This is a genomic window from Paenalcaligenes sp. DL 463 (assembly GCF_057475185.1).
In genome coordinates this window covers 369,043-389,978 of sequence record NZ_JBYBKX010000001.1, presented here as the reverse complement: position 1 = coordinate 389,978, position 20,936 = coordinate 369,043, and the positions used below count along the sequence as shown (strand labels likewise).

The following is a 20,936-nucleotide window of genomic DNA, read 5'->3' as shown; positions in this document are numbered from 1 at the left end:
AATAACGAACTAGACGCCGCGATAAACCGTTTTAATCTGTGTGTAAAACTCCAATCCGGCTCGGCCCGACTCTCTGAACGTGGACGTGCTGGATTGCTTTAACCCACCAAAAGGCGCATTGACCAAGTTACCGGTGGTGGTGCGGTTGATTTTTACCGTTCCCGCTTCGATATCCGTCGTAAAGCGATGCGCATAATCTGCACTTTGCGTCACAATCGCTGCCGACAAGCCGTACTCGGTGTCATTTGCTTTTGCCAAGGCATCGTCGTAGCCATCAATTTCGATCAGGGCAATGACGGGGCCAAAAATTTCTTCACGGGCAATACGCATGTTTTGTGTCACGTTATCGAACACGGTAGGCTGAATATAAAAACCCTTTGCGAACTCGCTATCCGTTAGTCGTTCACCACCGCACAACAGCGTGGCTTCAGATTTACCAATCTCGATGTATTCCAAAATGCTTTGCATTTGCGACTCGGTCGCAATGGGGCCCAGATCAAAGCTTCCGGTCAAACCATTTCCAATGCTTAGGGCTTTCGCTTGCTCGACCAGCTTTTGAGTGAAAGCAGCTTTAACCGCTTTATGGATCAAAACTCGGCTTGTTCCTGTACACGCCTGACCACTTAAGGCGAAACCACCTTGAATGACCAGCTTTACCGCCACATCCAGATCCGCGTCTTCCATCACGATAAGCGGGTTTTTGCCACCCAATTCCATTTGCGTACGTGTGCTCATTCGAGCCGCTTTGGCGATTTTTTCACCGGCAGCCGTTGAACCTGTAAACGAAATCGCGCGGATTTCCGCCGACTCAGTTAGCTCTGGGCCTACTGCAGACGCTCTACCGGTAATAAAGTTAAAAACACCGGCTGGCACGCCGGCTTCAGCAAACGCCTTTGCCAAGTAATAACCACTCAAAGGGGTATCTGACGATGGCTTGAACACCACCGTATTTCCCATAATGAGTGCCGGAGCAATTTTTCGGGCAGGAATGGAAATAGGGAAATTCCAAGGCGCAATCACACTTACCACCCCCAGCGGCTCGCGATGGGTGTAGACCAGCATATTGGGATCATCGTGCGGAAAGGTTTCGCCCGTGTACGTCTGGCCCTCTACGGCATAGAACCGCAGTGTTTGCGCCGAACGCTGAACTTCACCTTTACTTTGCCCTAAGCCCTTCCCCTCTTCGCGAGTCAGGCCTTCGGCAATCACGTTCACGTTTGCTTCAAGATAATCCGCTGCTGCATTCAGTACTTGTGCACGCTTCGAGATGGATGTTGCCCGCCACGCCTTAAAGGCACGCTGGGCGGCTTCTACCGCAGCCCGCGCATCTTCAGCCGTTGAATCTTGAAAATTACCCACATTATCATCAGAATTCGCGGGGTTTATATTGTGGCTGGTGCGCCCACTAACACTCGACACCCATTGACCATCAATATAATTTTGAAATACTGCCTCTCGAAGATTTTCCACTACTTCCTCCTACCAACTTCTAAAACCTATGCCACCGCAGTGGCACCACGGATAACAACGTTAGGCTGCTTCTAACTCAAGCTCAGCAAGGCTGATCTCGTTTTTGACATAGTCGTTGTAAAGCGCTGTGGTGTAGAGCAAGCGCATTTCTGCACCGATCTCACAAATACGTAAGCAACGCTGTTGCAACTCAACGGTATCGGCATGCTCAAGCACGATTTGGTAGCCGCGCTCACCGTGAATTTCATCCGACACAATGTGTAGATCAAAGAACTCAACCTCTTCATCAGTAAAGCCGTAGGTCTCACGCAAAGTCGGTGTTTGCTTACGGTAGATGGATGGCACTTGCGACTCTAAACCAACGACCAAACCCGCAACGGCAACCACAGGCTCTTCGCGCATGGCAATGGCATAGCACCACGACTGTAGCGCGCGGGTTGTCGCGTTCATGTTGTCTTCGTTTTCAATACGCTCGCGGGTCGTACCACATGCCTCACCAAAGCGAACAAGCAAATCGGTATGGCGGTCGCCACCAATTTCCTCTTCGTACATATTGGCCAGCAAGAAGTCTTTTGCATCCACCCACTGTGCCGGTGTACGTGCGTACAAATAGCCGAGGTAATCGGCAAAAGGGCCAACATAGTGATAGTGATTTTCTGTCCAGCGTGCTAAGTGCTCACGGCTAAGTTTGCCGGTGGCCCACGCGATACTAAATGGTGACTTGTTAGCGCTTTTACCTTGAATGGCGGTTTCTAACGCTGAACGAAATTCATCACGACTTAAGAGCTTTTCCATGATTGTTCCTTAAATATTAAGTGCTGGCGGGTTCTAACAACAACCGTCAAACGTCCGTAATTACTGCAATTAGGTATATTGTATACCGTTTAGCTGTTGATACTGTAGGGACATTCCCTTATACGGCTCCACTACGCGATTCTCGCTACACCGTCTTTACGAGAGTCAGACACAGCCCATAATTCGCCTGAGGACAAGCGCATTACCACCTGAGCTCCGCCAAAATCACTGCGGCCGGCTAGGTCACCCACACCTGCAGCAGGTTCGCCGTAACCCTTGGCACGATACGTTGCAGCCGCCTCATCAGGCGTTCCGCCTTCTATCGCTAACGTATTACCCGGCTCAAGACGCCATCGGGGCGCAAACACGGCCTGATCCAAGGGTTCGTTCCACCGTAAAACTCGATTTAAAATTTGAATTTGACCTTGGGGTTGCATCAGCCCCCCTACAACACCCATCCCCATGTAAAACTGCCCATCTTTCGTTACCGCTCCCGGCACCACCGTGTGATAAGGCCGCTTAGATGACGCTGGACCATTGCAATGCCCAGGCTCGGCAAAACCAAAACCCCGATTTTGCAAAACAAAGCCCCCTTCCGGCACCACATACGCTGAACCAAAGCGTTTAAAAATGCTGGACATCAAGGTAATGGCAAGCCCAGACGAATCAACAATGACCGTGCATACCGTATTACCGCCGCTGTCGCAGACGGTTTTAGCGGCTTGCGCTAAGGCGGTGGAGGTTGCCGCAATTACCTGCAATTCGTCTGCAAGGCGATCTGAGGCAGGCACATCGCCCACAATGGATAAGGCATCTAAAATGGCACAACCGTGTGTATTAGGGGGGCACTGATACAGTGTGACGCCGGCCACATCTGTCGATAAGGCATCGCAGAAGTTTCCTTGGTGTGCAGCGAAATCACTGGCACGTAATAAACCACCGACTTTCTTCATGGCGGCTTCTGCCGCGTCGGGAATAGCACCTTGGTAAAAGGCTTCCCACCCTTCCTGCGCAATACGATGCAATAGGGCTGCCAATGCGGGGTTACGGAAGCGCTCACCCGCTTGCGGCGGATTACCGGCACGATATAGCGCAGCACAGTTAGGATCGGTGTGCAGCACAAATTCAAAAATCTTCCACTCTCGGGCAGCCACCTCGGCCACCTCAAAACCCTCTTGCGCTAAACGAATGGCATCGTTAAACAGCTGATGCCAAGCGAGTTTGCCGTATCGCTCATGCAAATCGTACCAACCTCTCACCGCGCCGGGCGTGGTCACACTGAAAGGGTGACGCTCGGGGATACGGTGCCCCTTGAATTGCAAAACATGCTCTTCACGCATCGCCGTCGGAGAACGGCCCGTACCGTTATACGCTTGAACGCGTCCACTGGGTTCGACCACCATGGCCAACACATCACCCCCGATACTCGTGGCCATGGGCTCGACCACACCCATCACCGCATCCGCGGCAATGGCCGCATCAACCGCCGTACCACCCACTTCTAAAATGCGTTCAGCGGCTAACGCCGCATATCGGTTTCCAGTGGAAATTGCCCAAGTAGACCCTATCGCAGACTTCACTAATGACATGAGCTTCTCGCAAAAACAGGCGGGCCCTAAGCCCACCTGTTATCCAACATTTAAAACAACAGCACCGCGCAAATGGTAGAGACCCCCATACCAATTAACACCGGCAAGGTTAGCGCTCGCACCAGATCCAAAATATGAACCCGAGCAAAACCCGCCACCGCAATCAGTGAGGACCACGCAATCAGCGTTCCACCACCCGTCCAAATAGCACCAATTTGACCCACAGCAGCTAAGGTCGCAGGATCAATGCCCGACACGGGACCCAAGGCGCCTGACAAGGTGCCGGTAAGCGGTAAGCCTGAAAAACCCGAACCATCAATACCCGAGATAATCCCCACCAACAGCACCCCGAACGCCACCATGAAGTGATTTTCTGGAATAAAGTGTTGTCCCGCAGAGATCAGCTCAAACAACAAACTCGGTGCCTCGTCAGGTGAAATACCTAAAATAGCGGATGCAGCTTCACTTGCACCCAGGAAGAAGAAACCAGCAATCGGCAACACAGCGCCCATCGCCCTAAAGGCAAAGACGAAACCATCCGTCATGTGATCCGGACAGGCATCCAGCATACGTCGTGGACCTTCGGCCAAATAGGTGGCGATCATCATCAAAATAAAAGCCACACCCCCGACCAAACCAGCCGCATCACCACCACGCAACACAGGCAAGCCCGGTACAAAGCGAGGCACGATCATGATCACGATGACCGACAAGAACGCAATGGGCGTCAAAATAGCAAGAAAGCGTGATTTCTTCTCTTCTTCAGGGCTCAAGTTCGAATACAACTCGCCTGAATCTTTAGCGGTACCTCGTGCAATTTCAGCCTTGTCATGAGTGCCTTCCGCTTCAACACGTGCCAACTCGGAATCCACCGCTTGACCCATCCACTCGTCTAAGTGGGTTTGGCTGGCAGACCTAAAATGCTTACGCATGAACACAAATACAAGTACCAGTGCCACCACACCCGTAATCCACGACAACACCAAAGCACGGTCAGCCACGACTAAGGCGCTGACATCAACACCCGCTGCCCGTGCACTAATGCCCGGAGCCACGCCAATAATATAGTCAGACGACAACGCCATACCTTGACCACAAATCGCGATCACCATGGCGCCCACTAACGGCGGCAAACCCGCAGCAATGGCAGCAGGCAATAAAATGGCAGACACCAACGGTACGGCAGGCGTAGGCCAGAAGAACAACGAAATAAAATACGTTGCTGCGGCAATCATCAAAAACGATGAACTGCTATTAATCATCACTTTCCGAAACGGCGCCACCATCTTTACGTCGGCCTCAAGACGCTTTAATGAGTTCAACAACGCGGTCATAAAGGTGATGACCAGAAATATATTAAAAAGCTCTTGAGCCGCGACAAAGCTTGCTGAAAAAATACCGATAAGCCCGTTAATCGGGTTGCCAGTAAGAGCTGTGACCACAAAAAAAGTCCCGATAACCGACGGGACGACAACGTTTGCTCGGAAGATCATCGTGATAATGATCACGACCACCCCCAGCAAATAGGCCCAATGGGCCGCGTTTAATACGACATCTGCCTGCATAGCTCCTCCTGGTACATGCACTTTTATAATAATAGTGAACTGTATACTATATGTAATTTGATGGTTGTCACAACATAAAAACCAGTAATTCAGGGTAAACCTGCAAGCTAAAGTCGTTTACAACGAACAACTGGATACGATATACAATCAAGCTTTACTTTTTGTTCACATTATTAAACCCTATGCTCATCAACGAACTCAGTTGGGCCGTCTTTTGGCAATATTCAATTTTGGCTTGCGTCATCGCTGTCGCCGCTTTCTTGCAAGGCGTAGGGGGTGTAGGGTTCGCCATGTTTGCCGCCCCGGTAGCTGCGGTTTTTTTCCCCGAGCTAGTGCCCGGGCCCTTGCTTGCGTTAGGGGGCTCTGTTTCTTTGTTAGCGGCGCTGCGCGAACGAGAGCATATTATTCCTGACGTGGTCGTTACCGCGATCAGTGGCCGCGTTGTCGGCACGGTCTTTGCGGTGTTGGTCATGACACAACTTAGCAAGAGCACCTTAGAACTGTTATTTGGTATTTTTATTCTGGTTGCCGTGCTATTAAGTATTTCGGGACTAAAAATTGATCCGAATCGTAAGATCATGGGCGTAGCAGGCGTCAGTTCGGGCATCATGGGCACGATCACCTCAGTGGGCGCACCACCACTTGCGATTGCCATGCAAAACCTCACCCCTGTGAATTTACGAGCATCGCTTGGGGCCACCTTATTTCTCGGGGCCTCTTTTTCAGTGTTAGGCCTAAGCGTGGCCGGTTTATTTACCCGTCATGAAGCCTTGCTAAGCGCTATTTTATGGCCGTTTATGCTGTTAGGTTTTTCGCTGTCTAGCAAAATTAGGCATCTGGTAAGCGCCGCAGCCGTAAGACGATTATTGTTAGTTGTGTGCTCGATCAGTGCCGTGGGCTTAATCATCAAAAGTGTTTTTTAAAACGCTTATACTAGCCCTCAATCTTGTATACAAATTCTCACGATATAATAGTGGCTTAAGCAGCTATCTTTCATTGCGTTCCTTGGCGTTACCTTATGAATATCCCCTCTATTAACCTTGGCAACTATGCCGCCACCAAAAGCGAAGCCAAAATCGGTGACCGCCATGCTCCTTTGTTTGCGGTAGTACGAGATCAGCTACGCAAGCGTATACTTAGTGGCGAATTTCATCCCGGCGATCGTTTGGTAGAAGGGAAACTTTCCGAAGAAATGGGGGTTTCACGTATTCCTGTACGCGAGGCACTGCGAGAGCTTGCCTCTGAAGGGCTTATTACAATTGAACCGCGCCGTGGTGCCTCGGTGGCTGTGCTGTCAGACGATATTGCTTTTGATATGGCCGAAGTACGTGCCACGCTTGAAGGCTTAAATGCCAAGTTAGCCGCACAGCGACGGGACGACAACACCATTAGCAACTTACAGTCCATCTTGCAGCAAGGGCGTGAAGCCTTAGCCGCAAACGATTTAGAAACGGTGAATCTGCTCAACAGTCAGTTTCATGAAACCTTAGCGACCACCGCGGGCAATGTGGTGTTAACCGATCTAATGCGCACCTTACGTGACCGTACCGCCCTCCTTTTTGCGCCAAGTAATATTCAACGCGTCGAGCAAAACTGGGAAGAGCACGCTCAAATTCTCAACGCCGTTATCGCGGGTAATGCCGATCTAGCCAATTTGCTCGCTACGCAACACGTTCACAATGCCGCAACGGCCTATCAAGCCATCTCGAAAAAACCAACCACCAACACCTAATTCTTCAACGAACTGGCCACGATATAGCACGATCTAAGAAACACACAGCAAAAAGCCCGTACTTCATTGGAAGCACGGGCTTTTTTCTTTACTGCCTTAAACAGCCGGTGTAATGGCTTGTGGCTTAGGCAGTTGGACGTGTCGAAGAACGGCTTGCACCGCGATCGTTACCACGGCGCGGCGCGCTAGGACGACCTGAACCACCTTTACGGCCAGCATTTGCATCACGTGAACCTGCGCGACCGTGAGAGCGCTCTGAGAAACCACCCTCATTACGCGGTCTACGTGCATCTTTGTTATCGCGCGATGTACGAGGACGATCAGAACTAACACCAAAGGTAGGAGCCTGCTCAAGCATGCGCTCGTCAAAGATCGGACGCTCGCGACGTGCACCAGCCGTAGCCGGCGTACTCGCGTTATCACGACGACGCTCAAAACGACCTGAACCTTCTTTAGCGCCGCCTGCGTAACCACCCGCTGCGCCCGGACGACGGCCACGTGGTGCACCTTTGCCTTTACGAGCACTGTATGTAGGACGTACAGATTTGGTTGGCTCTAAGCCAGCAACCACTTCCACAGGAATCGGTTGACCAATAAAGTGTTCAATACGACGCACTTTATGACGCTCGGAATGCACCGCCAACGTGTAAGCCAGACCACTGTTTCCAGCACGACCAGTACGGCCAATACGGTGCGTATAATCTTCGGCTTGCATCGGTAAATCGTAATTAATGGCATGGCTAATACCCTGCACATCAATACCGCGTGCGGCCACGTCAGTCGCCACCAGAATGCGAATACGACCGCGCTGCAACAAGCCTAAGGTACGTGTACGTTGGCGCTGATTCATATCACCATGCAACGCCCCTGCCGAGAAACCCTCGTCGCACAAGCGGTCAGCCAATTCATCGGCACCACGTTTTGTGGACGTGAACACAATGGCTTGGTCCAACGAGGTATCGCGCAATAAGTGATCGAGTAAACGGCCTTTATGCTGACTATCGTCGGCGTACAACAAAGCTTGAGTGATATTCTCGTGCTTCTGTTTATGACCTGACACTTCGATAGAAACCGGATCGTTCATCATTTTGCTCGCTAAACGTGCAATGGTGCCGTCTAAGGTAGCAGAGAACAGTAAGGTTTGGCGTTGACGAGGCGTTTTTGAAACGATGGACTCGATGTCTTCGATAAAGCCCATATCAAGCATGCGGTCGGCTTCATCAAGCACCAAGGTATGCACGTCGCCAAGTTTTACGCGTTTCGCATTCAAGTGATCAATCAAACGACCCGGTGTTGCCACCAAAACGTCAACACGACGTGATAGCGCTTTTAACTGCGCACCGTAAGGCATACCACCTACCACAACGGCCACACGCAAATCGCGGATATGGGCACCGTAGGTTTTTGTGGCGTCAGCCACTTGCAGCGCTAATTCACGCGTTGGCGTTAGCACCAATACAGAAACCCCTGCATTTTTTGCAGGCGGATTTTGTGCCAGCTTATGCAAAGCGGGCAACATAAAAGCGGCTGTTTTGCCACTGCCTGTTTGTGCAGAAACCATTAAATCCATACCTTCAATCGCTTTAGGAATGGATTGCTCTTGCACAGGCGTAGGAGTTGTAAAACCAGCTTTAACAACAGCTGATAACAATGCGGTATTTAAACCGAGGGAATCAAAAGACATGAGTTATTCCGCCGCAAAACGCGGCCACATAGGCGCCACTACATCTAGGGGTAGGTGTACGCTGGTTGATTGGAAGCATCGTGCCGACCAATCAACCTACAACGTTGCGGGAACGAATGCCGCAAGCAGAAGGGTTCGGGGTCAGAGTGCGATGAGAAAGACGTCTGCAATACCTTGCAGCGCATCAGGTAGTGTACCGCGATTAGGGGGAAAACCCTAAATAAAATCGGTATAACTACCTAATTTCGCCTTAATTTGATGTGATGAGCCTACACTCGCCCATCAAGAAATACCCTTTTATCGGGTATCTGGATGCAAATTTAGAAAGGAATGTCGTCGTCCATATCGGCTAGGTTATCGACCGGTGCCTGATAAGGATTTTGTGCGGGTCGTTGCTGCTGAGCTGGCGCTTGCTGCGGTGCAGGACGTTGCTGAGGCGCACGCGCGGCTGGGGCTGACGACTGGTGGTCGCCCCCAAACTCGGCACCACCACTATCACGGCCGCCCAACATTTGCATTTGGTCGGCAATGACCTCGGTTGTGTAGTTATCTTTACCGTCTTGGCCTTGCCACTTACGTGTGCGCAAACGGCCTTCAACATACACAGAACGCCCTTTGCGTAGGTATTCACCCGCAATTTCAGCTAGGCGGTTATAAAACACCACGCGATGCCATTCTGTTTCCTCGCGGCGTTCGCCCGAAGCTTTGTCACGCCAGTTTGAGGTAGTAGCAATCGAAATATTGCAAATAGCGTTTCCCTCTGCGCCATAGCGTACTTCAGGATCACGTCCCAAGTTACCGACCAATATGACCTTATTAACCGATGCCATAATTTTTTCCTGTACTAAATAATCTAATGGGTAGGATTATCGACGATAGTAGGCTGATAATCCTAGGGCTAACGTAACACTACGATTTGCTGTAATTGTCCAAGCCCAGCCCTGAAATTTATAATGTGGCTTCTAAACGTCTGGTATTCAACAACCAAATTAACGCTAAGCCCGAAGCAATCCAAGCCACCATTTGCGGGCCTGCATAAGCCGCCAACAGGCCGCCCACGACACCACCCCCAAACACCCCTAATGACTGGGCCGTATTATAGAAGCCCAAAGCCAAGCCTTTGTACTCTGGGGGTGCCACACGGGACACCAACGATGGCTGCAACGCTTCCAATATATTAAACGCAACAAAGAACACCAGTAGAGCAACCACCATCCCCATCACGCTGTGCATTGCCCAAGGCATAAAACCCAGCGACAACGCCAACACCAACACCGCAAGCTCTAAGGCGCCCTTATGGCGCTTGCGTGTTTCAGTGTAGAACACGGCGGGCACCATCCCAACAAAGGAAAGCAGCATCACGGGCAGATAAACTTTCCAGAGGCTTGATGTGCCAAAGCCACCCACCGTGGCCAGCACACCGGGCACCACAATAAACAGCATCATTAAAATGAAGTGTAGCGAGAAAACACCAAAGTTAAGGCGCAATAAATCACGATGGCCTAAGACATCGCGGGCTCGCGCTTGAACGATAGGCTCTGGACCTCGCGGAACGGACGGCACCACAAAGGCAGCAATCAATAGGCAAATAAAGCCTAGGATACTAATTACCCAAAACAAACCGGACAAGCCGAACTGCCCAACCAGCACCGGAGACAGCACCAACGATACGGCAAATGACAGGCCAATCGATGCGCCTACCATGGCCATTGCACGCGTGCGCACTTCGGGGCGGGTAGAGTCTGCAACCCACGCTGTAATCGCCGCTGACACGGCACCAATGCCTTGAAGCGTACGGCCCACGATAATGCCATCGACACTATTTGCTAACGCACAAACAATACCGCCTATAATGAAAAGAATCATCCCGGCCACAATAATGGGTCGTCGACCAAAACGATCCGATGCCATTCCTAGCGGAATTTGCATAATGGCTTGGGTTAACCCATAAGCCCCCAGTGCCAAACCCACTTTGGTTGCATCATTTCCCCCCGGAAGTGAATGCGCCGCTACGGCGAAAATCGGGGTCAATAAAAACAACCCTAGCATCCGAGACGCAAACAATAACGCCAGCATCATGCTGGATTTGCGCTCTGACGGTGTCAGGCTAAGACGCTCGCGTTTTGCTTTGTTTTTTCCAATGACTTCTGTTTGACTCATGCGACACTCAAAATACGGTTTGATACATAGTTAGGCTCACTCACTCTGGCACATAAGCTGGGCTAGCGCGCTATAGTAGCAAGTTGCCTTTTAAAAAGATCCGATACCCGACTCAGATGGAAGCGATACGCATCAGGGGCGCCCGCACGCACAATTTAAAAAACCTGTCTATCGACTTGCCAAGACGACAGCTCGTCGTTATTACAGGTCTATCTGGCTCAGGAAAATCCTCCTTAGCCTTCGATACACTTTACGCAGAAGGCCAGCGTCGATACGTAGAAAGCTTGTCGGCTTATGCTCGGCAATTTCTACAGCTCATGGACAAACCCGATGTTGATTTAATCGAAGGGTTATCGCCGGCCATTTCTATAGAGCAAAAATCAGCCGGGCATAACCCCCGTTCAACGGTGGGGACCACGACTGAAATTCACGACTACTTACGGCTATTGTACGCCCGCGTCGGCACACCGCACTGCCCTACGCATAAACTTCCATTACAGGCCCTTAACGTCAGCCAAATGGTAGACCAAATTCTGGCCTGGCCGGAAGAAACTCGGCTCTCTATCTTAGCCCCCGTCGCACGAGCCGTCACTGACGATTTCAAGCAACGCATGCAAGCTTTGCAAGCACAGGGCTTTGTGCGAGTGCGCGTTGATGGCGTCACCAGCGGCATTGACGATGCGATAGCGCCTGCTGCTGACCAGCCCTACAACATTGATGTCGTCGTCGACAGATTACGCGTTAAAGCCGAAAGCAGCCAGCGCTTAGCAGAAAGCTTTGAAACCGCGTTAAATCTGGCTCAAGGGCGCACCATTGCGCTTAATCTTGACGAACAGAGCGAACTTTTATTTAGCAGCCATTACGCCTGCCCCGCCTGCGATTACAGCTTGTCCGAGCTCGAGCCTCGGTTGTTCAGCTTTAACAACCCAGCCGGGGCCTGCCCAGACTGCGGTGGTTTAGGCCATGTTGATTTCTTCGACCCTAAGCGCGTCGTCGCCTTTCCTGATCTAAGTCTGGCTAGCGGCGCCATTAGTGGATGGGATCGACGTAATGCCTTTACCTATACCTTGCTCAGTAGCTTAGCCGCGCATTACGAATTCGACATCGAAGCCCCCTTTGAGTCTCTGGATGAGGTCACTCAAGAACGTATTTTGTATGGCTCCGGTACGGAAGAAATCGCCTTTTTATATTTAAATGAAAAAGGCAAAACCACCGTTAAAACCCATGCTTTTGAAGGCGTTATTCCCAACCTTGAACGACGTTGGCGTGAAACCGAATCGTCGGCCGTAAAAGAAGAGCTCGCTAAATTACGTCGAACCCGTACCTGCCCCGCGTGCGAGGGTGCCCGCCTACGTACCGAAGCTCGTCATGTGCTCCTAGGGGAAAACGATCCCCAAGCCATTTATCAGGTCGAAGCCCTGCCTCTGGCCGACTGCTTACACTGGTTCCAGACCTTACAGCTTAGCGGCGCTAAGAAAGAGATTGCCGATCGCATTGTTCAAGAAATACAGGCCCGACTGCAGTTTCTTAACGACGTGGGCTTGAATTACCTCTCGTTAGACCGCAGTGCCGACACCATCTCTGGCGGCGAGTCTCAGCGTATTCGTCTTGCCAGCCAAATTGGCTCGGGTTTAACGGGCGTAATGTACGTGCTAGACGAGCCTTCTATTGGCTTACACCAACGTGATAACGACAAGTTGATCCAAACGTTGAAGCATTTGCGCGACTTGGGCAATAGCGTCATTGTAGTTGAGCATGACGAAGACATGATCCGTAGCGCTGACTTTGTGGTCGATATGGGCCCCGGCGCGGGCGAACACGGCGGCCAAGTCGTCGCTTCAGGTACGCCCGCCGACGTACTGGCCAATAACGCATCCCTAACCGGACAATACTTAAGCGGTCAACAAAGCATTGGTATTCCCAAGCGCCGTCCTATCTCCGACGAGCTTGATTACTTAACGCTCAAGGGAGCCACGGGCAACAACCTGAAGTCGGTTACCCTGCGTATCCCCGCCGGGCGTTTGGTGTGTATTTCAGGGGTATCAGGCTCAGGCAAGTCCACCCTTATTAACGACACCTTAGCCACAGCCGTATCCCAGCGCTTACATCGTGCGCAAACCGAACCCGCCCCCTTCGAAAGCCTTGAGGGGTTAGAGCATTTCGATAAAATCATTAACGTAGACCAAAGCCCCATCGGCCGCACACCACGCAGTAACCCTGCCACCTACACCGGCATGTTTACCCCTATCCGTGAGCTGTTCGCTGGCGTCCCCGAGGCTCGTGTCCGAGGCTACGACCCAGGCAGATTCTCCTTTAACGTAAAAGGGGGCCGCTGCGAGGCCTGTCAGGGCGATGGGGTAGTTAAAGTCGAAATGCACTTTCTACCCGATGTGTACGTGCCTTGCGACGTCTGTCACGGCCTTCGCTACAACCGTGAAACTCTGGACATCCGCTATCGCGGCAAGACCATCAGCGAAGTGCTAGACCTTACTGTAGAGCAAGCGTTACCGTACTTTGATGCGGTGCCCGCTATTGCGCGTAAGCTTCAAACGCTAATGGATGTCGGGCTTTCTTATTTACGCTTAGGTCAAAGTGCAACCACGCTTTCGGGCGGGGAAGCGCAACGCGTCAAGTTAGCACTAGAGCTTTCTCGCCGTAGTACGGGACGCACTTTGTACGTGCTAGATGAACCCACTACCGGCTTACACTTTCAAGATATTGCGTTGCTGCTTGAGGTGCTGCGCAAACTGGTAGACGCCGGCAATACGGTTGTCGTCATTGAGCACAACTTGGACGTGATTAAAACGGCCGACTGGGTCATTGATATGGGCCCAGAAGGTGGCGCCGCAGGCGGACAAATCGTTAAGGAGGGCACCCCTGAAGCCATTGCTCAATGCCCTCAAAGTCATACCGGACACTACTTAAAAGCATTGCTACCCTTATTGCAAGAACCCGCGTAGCGGCCCGTGCGATACACGCCCCCGAGCCCGCTCAGACCCAAGCGGCTCGGGCGGTATTCGTTAAGGCTCACCCCTACATTTTGTAAAGGTGATGATGTTCGCGAATGGCATGCCGATCAGTCATGCCTGCAATGTAATCAGCAATGGCGCGGGCTTGCTCAATGGGGTCGTCTCGTCTGTGCTCGGCGGCTAACAACTGCGGCTCGTTTAAAAATGCCACAAATAGCTCTCGAACAATACGACGCGCCTTAGACATCATGCGTAATACCCGATGATGCCGGTATAAATTTTTGTGTAAGAAGCGCTTAAGCTCGATCGTTTTTTCTCGCATCTCATCAGAGTAAGCGGCCAACGGCCCTGCTTGACGTAACTCATCAACGCTTTGCGGTTTGGCGTGGTCTATCCTATCTTGAGTCGTACGGGTAAGGTCTTGCACGAAGGTGTTGATCATTAACCTTACTACTTCAGCAATAAGACGCTTACGTTCAACGTTGGGGTGTTTACTCAGCACCGCTTCATGATGCTCAGCAAAAATAGTGACCTCAAGCAGTTGCTCGATACTGATTAAACCTGATCGCAAGCCATCGTCGATATCGTGATTATTGTAAGCAATTTCATCGGCCAAATTAGCAATTTGCGCCTCTAACGAGGGTTCTTGGCGCTGAAGAAAGCGCTCTCCTACATCGCCCAGTAGACGGGCATGTTTAAGATTGCAGTGCTTCAAAATGCCTTCGCGTGTTTCAAAGCAAAGGTTTAAACCATCAAACGCCGCGTAACGCTCTTCAAGCGTATCCACAATGCGCAAGCTTTGTAGATTGTGCTCAAAGCCCCCTGCCTCTGGGCTAAATTCGCGCATACAGACATTCAACTCATCTTGCCCAGAATGTCCAAAAGGTGTGTGACCTAAGTCGTGCGCCAGCGAAATGGCCTCGATAAGGTCTTCATGCAAATGCAAATTACGCGCCAAAGAACGCGCAATTTGTGCCACTTCGATACTGTGGGTGAGGCGTGTGCGAAACAAATCACCTTCGTGATTGATAAACACCTGCGTTTTGTACTCAAGCAAACGAAACGCATTGCAGTGAATAATACGATCACGATCTCGCTGAAAGGCATTTCGCCCCACTGGCGCCGCTTCGCGATGGCGTCTACCTCGGCTTTGTTCTGGATGACATGCATAGACCGCGAGTGACGCCATAAATTTTTCTCCTAAGTACTAAAACGTTGGATGACTTTCGCTACCACCTCGGGACTGACCGTTTCTACATGGGTCTCCCCGATGCGAGGCATCACCACAAACCGCAATTGACCGCCCTCTGCCTTTTTATCAATGCCCATCAGTTGAATCCAGCGCTCGGCAGGCCACTGAGGGGGCTCGATGGGGCAGGTGATTGCCTTCGCTAAGGCACGCACACGCTCTACACTACCACGATCCAAACCACACACTTCCGCCGACAGCTCTGCGGCCATCACCATGCCGCAACCTACCGCTTCACCGTGCAACCACTCGCCGTAGCCAAGGCCAGACTCAATCGCATGGCCAAACGTATGGCCAAAATTAAGAATGGCGCGCAAACCGGACTCGCGCTCGTCTTGAGACACCACCTGCGCTTTAATAGCGCAAGATCGCTCGATAGCGTAACTAAGCGCCTTGACATCACGCCCAGCCAAAGCCGGCGCGTTGGTCTCACACCAGTCAAAAAAGGCCGCATCGGTAATCATGCCGTACTTGATCACTTCAGCCAGACCCGCTGCAATTTCCCTATCGGGCAAGGTCTCTAACACCTGAATGTCGATTTCAACGGCAATAGGCTGGTAGAAGGCGCCAATCATGTTCTTACCGAGCGGGTGATTAATAGCCGTTTTGCCGCCCACTGAGGAATCCACCTGAGACAGCAGCGTGGTTGGAACCTGCAAAAAGCGGATACCACGCATGAAACACGCCGCTGCAAAACCACTGATATCGCCGACCACGCCCCCGCCTAAGGCCACGATTAAGGCCTTGCGGTCTAGGCGCTCGCCTAATAGGCGATCAAAAATAAGGTTTAAGGTCTCACCGTTTTTGTATGCCTCGCCATCGGGGATCGAAACCTCGATCACGCGTTTTCCCGTTTTCGCAAGCGTAGCCTGTATACGCTCGCCATAGAGCTTCATGACGGTGGGATTGCTAATCAATGCAATCGTGGTCACATCGGCCGGCACACTTTGATCTAACTGATCTAAACGTCCAACGGCCACATAGATAGGATAAGAGCCCCCTGGGGTGTCAACATGCACGATACTCATCAAACGACCTTTTTCTCTTTTAATAACAACAACAAATTACGTACCGCCGTCGAAATTGGGGCACTACCCGTATCAAACACTATATCAGCCACGTCTTCGTATAAAGGCTCGCGCTGCGCCAGCAGCTCACCCAATCGCTGACGGGGATTCTCAGTTTGTAATAGCGGGCGATTTTTGTCTCGTGCAACACGTCTAAACAACTCGTCAGCGTTAGCTCGTAAATAAACCACCACGCCGCGTTGTTTTAAAAAGGCACGATTTTCCGCCGATAGTACCGCTCCACCCCCTGTTGCAAGTACAATACTCGTCTGACGGGAACAAGCGTCTAGGGTGGCAGTCTCACGCCTACGGAACCCTTCTTCGCCTTCAATGTCAAAAATGACCGACACCTTAACACCACAACGTGCCTCTAGCTCGTGATCCAGATCGACAAATTGGCGCTCAAGTGCTTTTGCGAGTTGTCTACCAATGGTAGTCTTACCTGCACCCATCATGCCGACTAAAAACACAGACTGTAATCCCGGCTGTGATAACAGTCGAAGTGATTCCTCAGAAAGCGGGGATAACGGTTCAACTTGCATTCGATCTAAAGGTAAAGAGTCTGTCATTTGTGTATTATCCCATTAGCCTATTCATTTGGTAGGCACACCACTAATTTGAATTACTTGGTTACATAAACCTAATGCGCAATTCGAAGTCTTCACATCATTGGGCTTAAAATCACCTGCAATGAGTTCCTCTGCCCAAAATTCGCATAAACGCCCCGAACAATCCACGGGTTCTTGGCTAGCACGCTTTTTCTTTAAGCTGATTGCTATTGTCGCCGGCGCAGGCCTGTGCGGCATATTACTATTGTCTCTCGCATTAGCGTTAGCCTGGCCTAATTTACCAGACCTTACGGCCATGACCGACTATAGGCCGCGTGTACCGTTACGCGTCTATACCGCCGATAAGGTGTTAATTGGTGAGTTCGGTGAAGAGCGCCGTAACGTCATGCGTTTCGAAGAAATTCCTGACGTCATGAAATCGGCTATTTTAGCAGCTGAAGACGATCGTTTTTACCAACATGGCGGCATTGATCTACGTGGTGTAGCCCGTGCAACGCTGACCAACATCGCCACCATGCGCAAATCGCAAGGTGCCAGCACGATCACCATGCAGTTGGCCCGTAACTTCTATTTGTCGTCCGAAAAAACGTACACGCGTAAGTTCTACGAGCTACTGCTAACCTTCAAAATTGAATCCATGCTAAGTAAAGATCAAATTCTTGATCTTTACATGAATCAAATTTTCTTAGGTCACCGCGCTTACGGCTTTGCATCCGCATCGCGAACCTATTTTGGTAAACCACTTACCGAAATTACCTTAGCCGAATCCGCCATGCTTGCCGGTATTCCTCGTGCGCCGTCTCGCTATAACCCTATTGCCAACTTCAACGAGGCAAAGCGTCAACAGCTGGTCGTATTGCACCGTATGCTTGATTTGGGATACATCACGCAAGCCGAGTACGACCAAGCCGTTGAACAAGAAATTATCTTGCGCTCTGCCCCCGGTACCCCTGCTGGGGGGTACGCTATACATGGTGACTACGTAGCCGAGTTAGCGCGTCAGTTACTGCATGGTGTGTACAAAGACAATATCTACAGCCGCGGTTTCAACATCTACACCACGGTGCACTCTAAAGACCAAGAAGCCGCGTATTTAAGCGTGCGCGATGGTATTTTGAATTACACCAAACGCATGCCGTTCCCCGGGCCTGAAGGTCGAGTAAACCTCCCCGAAGGCATCGAAAATGATCCCGAGTCCTTTAGTGAAATCTTAGCGAATGTGCAGCGCGAGCACCCTGATACCGGAGACCTCGTGTCAGCGGTGGTGCTTTCCGCTAGCCCAACCCAGATTACCGCTGCGCTGAGTGTCGATGAAGTCATCGACATTAGCGAAAAGCGGGCGTTGAATATTGTGGCACGCGGGCTAACCGCTAACGCTAACGAAAAAGTACGTATCTCACGGGGCTCCGTGGTCTACTTATTCGATAACGGCGACTACTGGGAGGTCATCAATATGCCCTCCGTTCAGGCAGCCTTAGTCTCGCTTGCCCCGCAAGACGGTGCAATTAAAGCGATGGTCGGCGGCTTCCACTTCTCAGACGGCAAGTTCAACCGTGTCACGCAGGCGTGGCGCCAACCCGGCTCTGCTTTCAAACCCTTTGTTTACGCAGCCGCCCTAGAAAAAGGCCTGACCCCAGCAACACAAATCTCGGACGCCCCCTTCCACCTAACCCGTGAGCAAACAGGGTCCCGTCCATGGTCGCCTAAAAACTACGGTAATACCTACGAAACCATGCTTACCATGCGCCAAGGCTTATACAAGTCGAAAAACATGGTATCCATTCGTGTCATGCAAGCCGTTGGGCCTCAGTACGTACAAGATTACATCACGCGCTTTGGCTTCGACCGCGAACGTCAGCCACCCGTCCTGCCCGTAGCCTTAGGTGCAGGTAGTGTTACGCCTTTACAACTGGCTGGCGGTTACGCGGTATTCGCCAACGGTGGCTATCGCGTACAGCCCTATCTCATCGATTACGTTACCGACAGCCAAGGTGAAATCATCATGCGCTCTAAACCGGTGATTGCCGGTGACGCTAAAGCTCAAGTCATTGACCCGCGTACGGCTTACGTCATGAGCGACCTTTTGCGTGGTGTTGCCACATCCGGTACGGCTGCACGAGCCTCCGCCACTCTTAAGCGTAACGATATTGGTGGAAAAACCGGTACCACTAACGACTCGCACGACGCCTGGTTTGCCGGCTATACGCCTGATCTGGTCAGTATTGCATGGATGGGCTTTGATCAACCCAAATCATTGGGCTCAGGCGAGACCGGTGGCGGGGTATCCATGCCGATCTGGATTAACTACATGCGCGAAGCCTTAGACGGCAAGCCGCAGGTACCCTTAGGTCCGATACCCGATGGCCTAAGCCGTATTAACGGTGACTATTACTACAACGAATTTCCGCCTGGGGTAGCCATTGAGCGCGTCGGCTTACCAAGCCCCATGGATCAAATCGTTGAGCATATTCCAAACGATGGCATTACCAACATTTTGCAAGGCTTACGTGGCCAGCCAGATGATAATAAAGCCCTCGAAGAAATTCAGCGCAGCTTTATCGAGCCCTAATCATGCACTCCACGCCTCGGCTACGCCTTAAATTAACCATCCTCACTGTTCTGGTCGTTGCGCTAAGTGGTTGCGGCTATAAAGGGCCGCTAACCTTGCCTGATACGGCAGCAAAGACCGATAGCACCGATTTTACTTTAGTGTCGTTCACATCATGACTGTTGCCCCGCATTTCCAATTTAAAAACGATACTCTGCATGCCGAAGAAACATCGCTCGAACAATTGGCGACTGATTTCGGTACTCCACTGTACGTATACTCTCGTCATGCCCTAAAAGATGCGTGGGAAAGCTACGCCGTGGCAGCACAAGGACGCGATGTGTTGGTTTGCTACGGGATGAAAGCCAACTCTAATCTGGCAATCTTGAACGAATTCGCCCGTTACGGCGCGGGCTTTGACATCGTGTCGGGTGGCGAACTGGCTAGAGTTATTGCCGCAAAAGGCGACCCTAAAAAAGTGGTGTTTTCCGGCGTAGGGAAACAACGCTGGGAAATCGAAGCCGCATTAACGGCAGGGATCAAATGTTTTAATGTCGAGTCCGAAGGCGAGCTGCTTCGTATTGCAGAAATTGCCGCGCAAAAAAACATCAAGGCCCCCATTTCACTGCGTGTGAACCCAGATGTTGACGCTCATACTCACCCTTATATTTCAACGGGTTTAAAAGATAATAAGTTTGGTATTGCCATCGAAGAAGCACCCAGAGTCTACGCGCTCGCCGCTACGTTAGATAGCTTAGAAATTAAAGGGGTCGATTGTCATATTGGCTCCCAAATCACTGAAATCAGCCCTTATCTTGACGCTCTCGATAAATTGCTAGACCTCATCGACGGGCTCGCTGCCAATGGCATACACCTGAGCCATCTGGATATCGGTGGTGGTTTAGGTATTCGTTATACAAACGAAACCCCAGCCACACCCACCATGCTACTTAGCGAAGTGTTTAAAGCCCTTGATCAACGCAATCTAGCTCATTTGCAGCTTGTGCTTGAGCCAGGCCGCTCAATGGTAGGAAACGCCGGGGTTTTACTGACACGCGTGGAATACCTAAAGCAAAGCGAAACTAAGAATTTCGCCGTGGTAGATGCGGCCATGAACGATCTGATTCGCCCCACTCTTTACGACGCCTGGCATGACGTAGAGCCGGTTAAAGCCAATTCTGCCACTCAAGCGGTTGCTCGCTACGATATCGTGGGCCCCATTTGCGAAAGTGGTGACTGGCTAGCCCGCGACCGCGACCTTCAACTTGAACAAGGCGACTTATTGGCGATTATGTCCGCTGGGGCTTACGCCTTCACCATGTCAAGTCAATATAATACGCGCCCCCGTGCCGCCGAAGTACTGGTCGATAAAGACTCCGTGCACTTAGTTCGCCCTAGAGAAGAATTAACCAGTCTCTTTGCTACCGAACGCCTTCTACCTTAAAACCTTGGAATAAGACCTAAAAGACAGGTCTTATTCTTTTTAAAGAATAGCCACACCCTACCGTTAATAGTTAACAATGGTTAATTTGTTGCGTC

16 protein-coding genes are annotated in these 20,936 nt (G+C 51.2%); 6 read left to right on the top strand and 10 right to left on the bottom strand.

The window, feature by feature from the left end; all coding sequences use genetic code 11:
• Window positions 1–9: 9 nt before the first annotated feature.
• The 4 genes from AC2UZI_RS01775 to AC2UZI_RS01760 form a co-directional block, all read right to left on the bottom strand.
• Complete coding sequence (locus AC2UZI_RS01775; protein ID WP_486942110.1) at window positions 10–1,470, bottom strand: aldehyde dehydrogenase family protein; 1,461 nt, start codon at window positions 1,468–1,470, stop codon at window positions 10–12.
• Window positions 1,471–1,530: 60 nt separating this feature from the next.
• On the bottom strand, window positions 1,531–2,265 hold the full coding sequence (locus AC2UZI_RS01770; RefSeq protein ID WP_486942109.1) for an iron-containing redox enzyme family protein: 735 nt from the start codon (window positions 2,263–2,265) through the stop codon (window positions 1,531–1,533).
• 131 nt (window positions 2,266–2,396) lie between these two features.
• The gene (locus AC2UZI_RS01765) at window positions 2,397–3,854 is read right to left on the bottom strand and encodes a gamma-glutamyltransferase family protein (RefSeq protein WP_486942108.1); all 1,458 of its coding nucleotides are present in this window, start codon (window positions 3,852–3,854) and stop codon (window positions 2,397–2,399) included.
• Between the two features lie 50 nt (window positions 3,855–3,904).
• Window positions 3,905–5,419: a hypothetical protein gene (locus AC2UZI_RS01760; RefSeq protein ID WP_486942107.1), complete on the bottom strand. Its 1,515-nt coding sequence runs from the start codon at window positions 5,417–5,419 to the stop codon at window positions 3,905–3,907.
• A 182-nt stretch (window positions 5,420–5,601) separates the two neighbouring features.
• On the opposite strand from AC2UZI_RS01760, the gene AC2UZI_RS01755 reads away from it, so the two are divergent.
• Both AC2UZI_RS01755 and AC2UZI_RS01750 read left to right on the top strand, forming a co-directional pair.
• Entirely contained in the window at window positions 5,602–6,342 is a 741-nt protein-coding gene (locus AC2UZI_RS01755) for a TSUP family transporter (RefSeq protein WP_486942106.1), read from the top strand.
• A 95-nt stretch (window positions 6,343–6,437) separates the two neighbouring features.
• The gene (locus tag AC2UZI_RS01750; RefSeq protein WP_486942105.1) at window positions 6,438–7,151 is read left to right on the top strand and encodes a GntR family transcriptional regulator; all 714 of its coding nucleotides are present in this window, start codon (window positions 6,438–6,440) and stop codon (window positions 7,149–7,151) included.
• Between the two features lie 124 nt (window positions 7,152–7,275).
• Here AC2UZI_RS01750 and AC2UZI_RS01745 read toward each other — a convergent pair whose 3' ends face one another.
• The 3 genes from AC2UZI_RS01745 to AC2UZI_RS01735 all read right to left on the bottom strand — a co-directional run bounded on the left by AC2UZI_RS01745 (window position 7,276) and on the right by AC2UZI_RS01735 (window position 10,995).
• Complete coding sequence (locus tag AC2UZI_RS01745) at window positions 7,276–8,835, bottom strand: DEAD/DEAH box helicase (protein WP_486942104.1); 1,560 nt, start codon at window positions 8,833–8,835, stop codon at window positions 7,276–7,278.
• A 320-nt stretch (window positions 8,836–9,155) separates the two neighbouring features.
• On the bottom strand, window positions 9,156–9,665 hold the full coding sequence (gene ssb, locus AC2UZI_RS01740) for a single-stranded DNA-binding protein (protein WP_486942103.1): 510 nt from the start codon (window positions 9,663–9,665) through the stop codon (window positions 9,156–9,158).
• Between the two features lie 118 nt (window positions 9,666–9,783).
• On the bottom strand, window positions 9,784–10,995 hold the full coding sequence (locus AC2UZI_RS01735) for an MFS transporter (RefSeq protein WP_486942102.1): 1,212 nt from the start codon (window positions 10,993–10,995) through the stop codon (window positions 9,784–9,786).
• A gap of 116 nt (window positions 10,996–11,111) precedes the next feature.
• Between AC2UZI_RS01735 and uvrA the strand changes: the two genes are divergently transcribed.
• Window positions 11,112–13,955 carry an excinuclease ABC subunit UvrA gene (uvrA, locus tag AC2UZI_RS01730; protein WP_486943691.1) on the top strand — a complete coding sequence of 948 codons (2,844 nt, stop codon included), beginning with the start codon at window positions 11,112–11,114 and terminating at the stop codon, window positions 13,953–13,955.
• A 73-nt stretch (window positions 13,956–14,028) separates the two neighbouring features.
• Here the strand turns inward: uvrA and AC2UZI_RS01725 are convergent, their stop codons facing one another.
• Genes AC2UZI_RS01725 through AC2UZI_RS01715 form a run of 3 tightly spaced genes read right to left on the bottom strand, consistent with a single transcriptional unit; the run spans window position 14,029 to window position 16,849 of the window.
• Complete coding sequence (locus AC2UZI_RS01725; protein WP_486942101.1) at window positions 14,029–15,153, bottom strand: deoxyguanosinetriphosphate triphosphohydrolase; 1,125 nt, start codon at window positions 15,151–15,153, stop codon at window positions 14,029–14,031.
• Between the two features lie 11 nt (window positions 15,154–15,164).
• On the bottom strand, window positions 15,165–16,241 hold the full coding sequence (gene aroB / locus AC2UZI_RS01720; protein ID WP_486942100.1) for a 3-dehydroquinate synthase: 1,077 nt from the start codon (window positions 16,239–16,241) through the stop codon (window positions 15,165–15,167).
• Complete coding sequence (locus AC2UZI_RS01715) at window positions 16,241–16,849, bottom strand: shikimate kinase (protein ID WP_486942099.1); 609 nt, start codon at window positions 16,847–16,849, stop codon at window positions 16,241–16,243. Before AC2UZI_RS01715 ends, aroB begins: the two co-directional genes overlap by 1 nt.
• A gap of 121 nt (window positions 16,850–16,970) precedes the next feature.
• Between AC2UZI_RS01715 and AC2UZI_RS01710 the strand changes: the two genes are divergently transcribed.
• From AC2UZI_RS01710 to lysA, 3 genes are read left to right on the top strand one after another with little or no spacing between them, the layout of a single operon-like run.
• Window positions 16,971–19,418, top strand: a complete 2,448-nt coding sequence (locus AC2UZI_RS01710; RefSeq protein ID WP_486942098.1) for a penicillin-binding protein 1A — start codon at window positions 16,971–16,973, stop codon at window positions 19,416–19,418.
• Between the two features lie 2 nt (window positions 19,419–19,420).
• Window positions 19,421–19,576, top strand: a complete 156-nt coding sequence (gene lptM / locus AC2UZI_RS01705) for an LPS translocon maturation chaperone LptM (RefSeq protein WP_486942097.1) — start codon at window positions 19,421–19,423, stop codon at window positions 19,574–19,576.
• Window positions 19,573–20,841: a diaminopimelate decarboxylase gene (lysA, locus tag AC2UZI_RS01700; RefSeq protein ID WP_486942096.1), complete on the top strand. Its 1,269-nt coding sequence runs from the start codon at window positions 19,573–19,575 to the stop codon at window positions 20,839–20,841. The genes lptM and lysA overlap by 4 nt, the downstream gene beginning before the upstream one ends.
• Window positions 20,842–20,936 lie beyond the last annotated feature (95 nt).

What these genes read in the sequence shown, in the direction of transcription:
- AC2UZI_RS01770 (WP_486942109.1), bottom strand. Translation starts at nt 2,265, where the DNA reads ATGGAAAAGCTCTTAAGTCGTGATGAATTTCGTTCAGCGTTAGAAACC.
- AC2UZI_RS01765 (WP_486942108.1), bottom strand. Translation starts at nt 3,854, where the DNA reads ATGTCATTAGTGAAGTCTGCGATAGGGTCTACTTGGGCAATTTCCACT.
- AC2UZI_RS01760 (WP_486942107.1), bottom strand. Translation starts at nt 5,419, where the DNA reads ATGCAGGCAGATGTCGTATTAAACGCGGCCCATTGGGCCTATTTGCTG.
- AC2UZI_RS01755 (WP_486942106.1), top strand. Translation starts at nt 5,602, where the DNA reads ATGCTCATCAACGAACTCAGTTGGGCCGTCTTTTGGCAATATTCAATT.
- AC2UZI_RS01750 (WP_486942105.1), top strand. Translation starts at nt 6,438, where the DNA reads ATGAATATCCCCTCTATTAACCTTGGCAACTATGCCGCCACCAAAAGC.
- AC2UZI_RS01745 (WP_486942104.1), bottom strand. Translation starts at nt 8,835, where the DNA reads ATGTCTTTTGATTCCCTCGGTTTAAATACCGCATTGTTATCAGCTGTT.
- ssb (WP_486942103.1), bottom strand. Translation starts at nt 9,665, where the DNA reads ATGGCATCGGTTAATAAGGTCATATTGGTCGGTAACTTGGGACGTGAT.
- AC2UZI_RS01735 (WP_486942102.1), bottom strand. Translation starts at nt 10,995, where the DNA reads ATGAGTCAAACAGAAGTCATTGGAAAAAACAAAGCAAAACGCGAGCGT.
- uvrA (WP_486943691.1), top strand. Translation starts at nt 11,112, where the DNA reads ATGGAAGCGATACGCATCAGGGGCGCCCGCACGCACAATTTAAAAAAC.
- AC2UZI_RS01725 (WP_486942101.1), bottom strand. Translation starts at nt 15,153, where the DNA reads ATGGCGTCACTCGCGGTCTATGCATGTCATCCAGAACAAAGCCGAGGT.
- aroB (WP_486942100.1), bottom strand. Translation starts at nt 16,241, where the DNA reads ATGAGTATCGTGCATGTTGACACCCCAGGGGGCTCTTATCCTATCTAT.
- AC2UZI_RS01715 (WP_486942099.1), bottom strand. Translation starts at nt 16,849, where the DNA reads ATGACAGACTCTTTACCTTTAGATCGAATGCAAGTTGAACCGTTATCC.
- AC2UZI_RS01710 (WP_486942098.1), top strand. Translation starts at nt 16,971, where the DNA reads ATGAGTTCCTCTGCCCAAAATTCGCATAAACGCCCCGAACAATCCACG.
- lptM (WP_486942097.1), top strand. Translation starts at nt 19,421, where the DNA reads ATGCACTCCACGCCTCGGCTACGCCTTAAATTAACCATCCTCACTGTT.
- lysA (WP_486942096.1), top strand. Translation starts at nt 19,573, where the DNA reads ATGACTGTTGCCCCGCATTTCCAATTTAAAAACGATACTCTGCATGCC.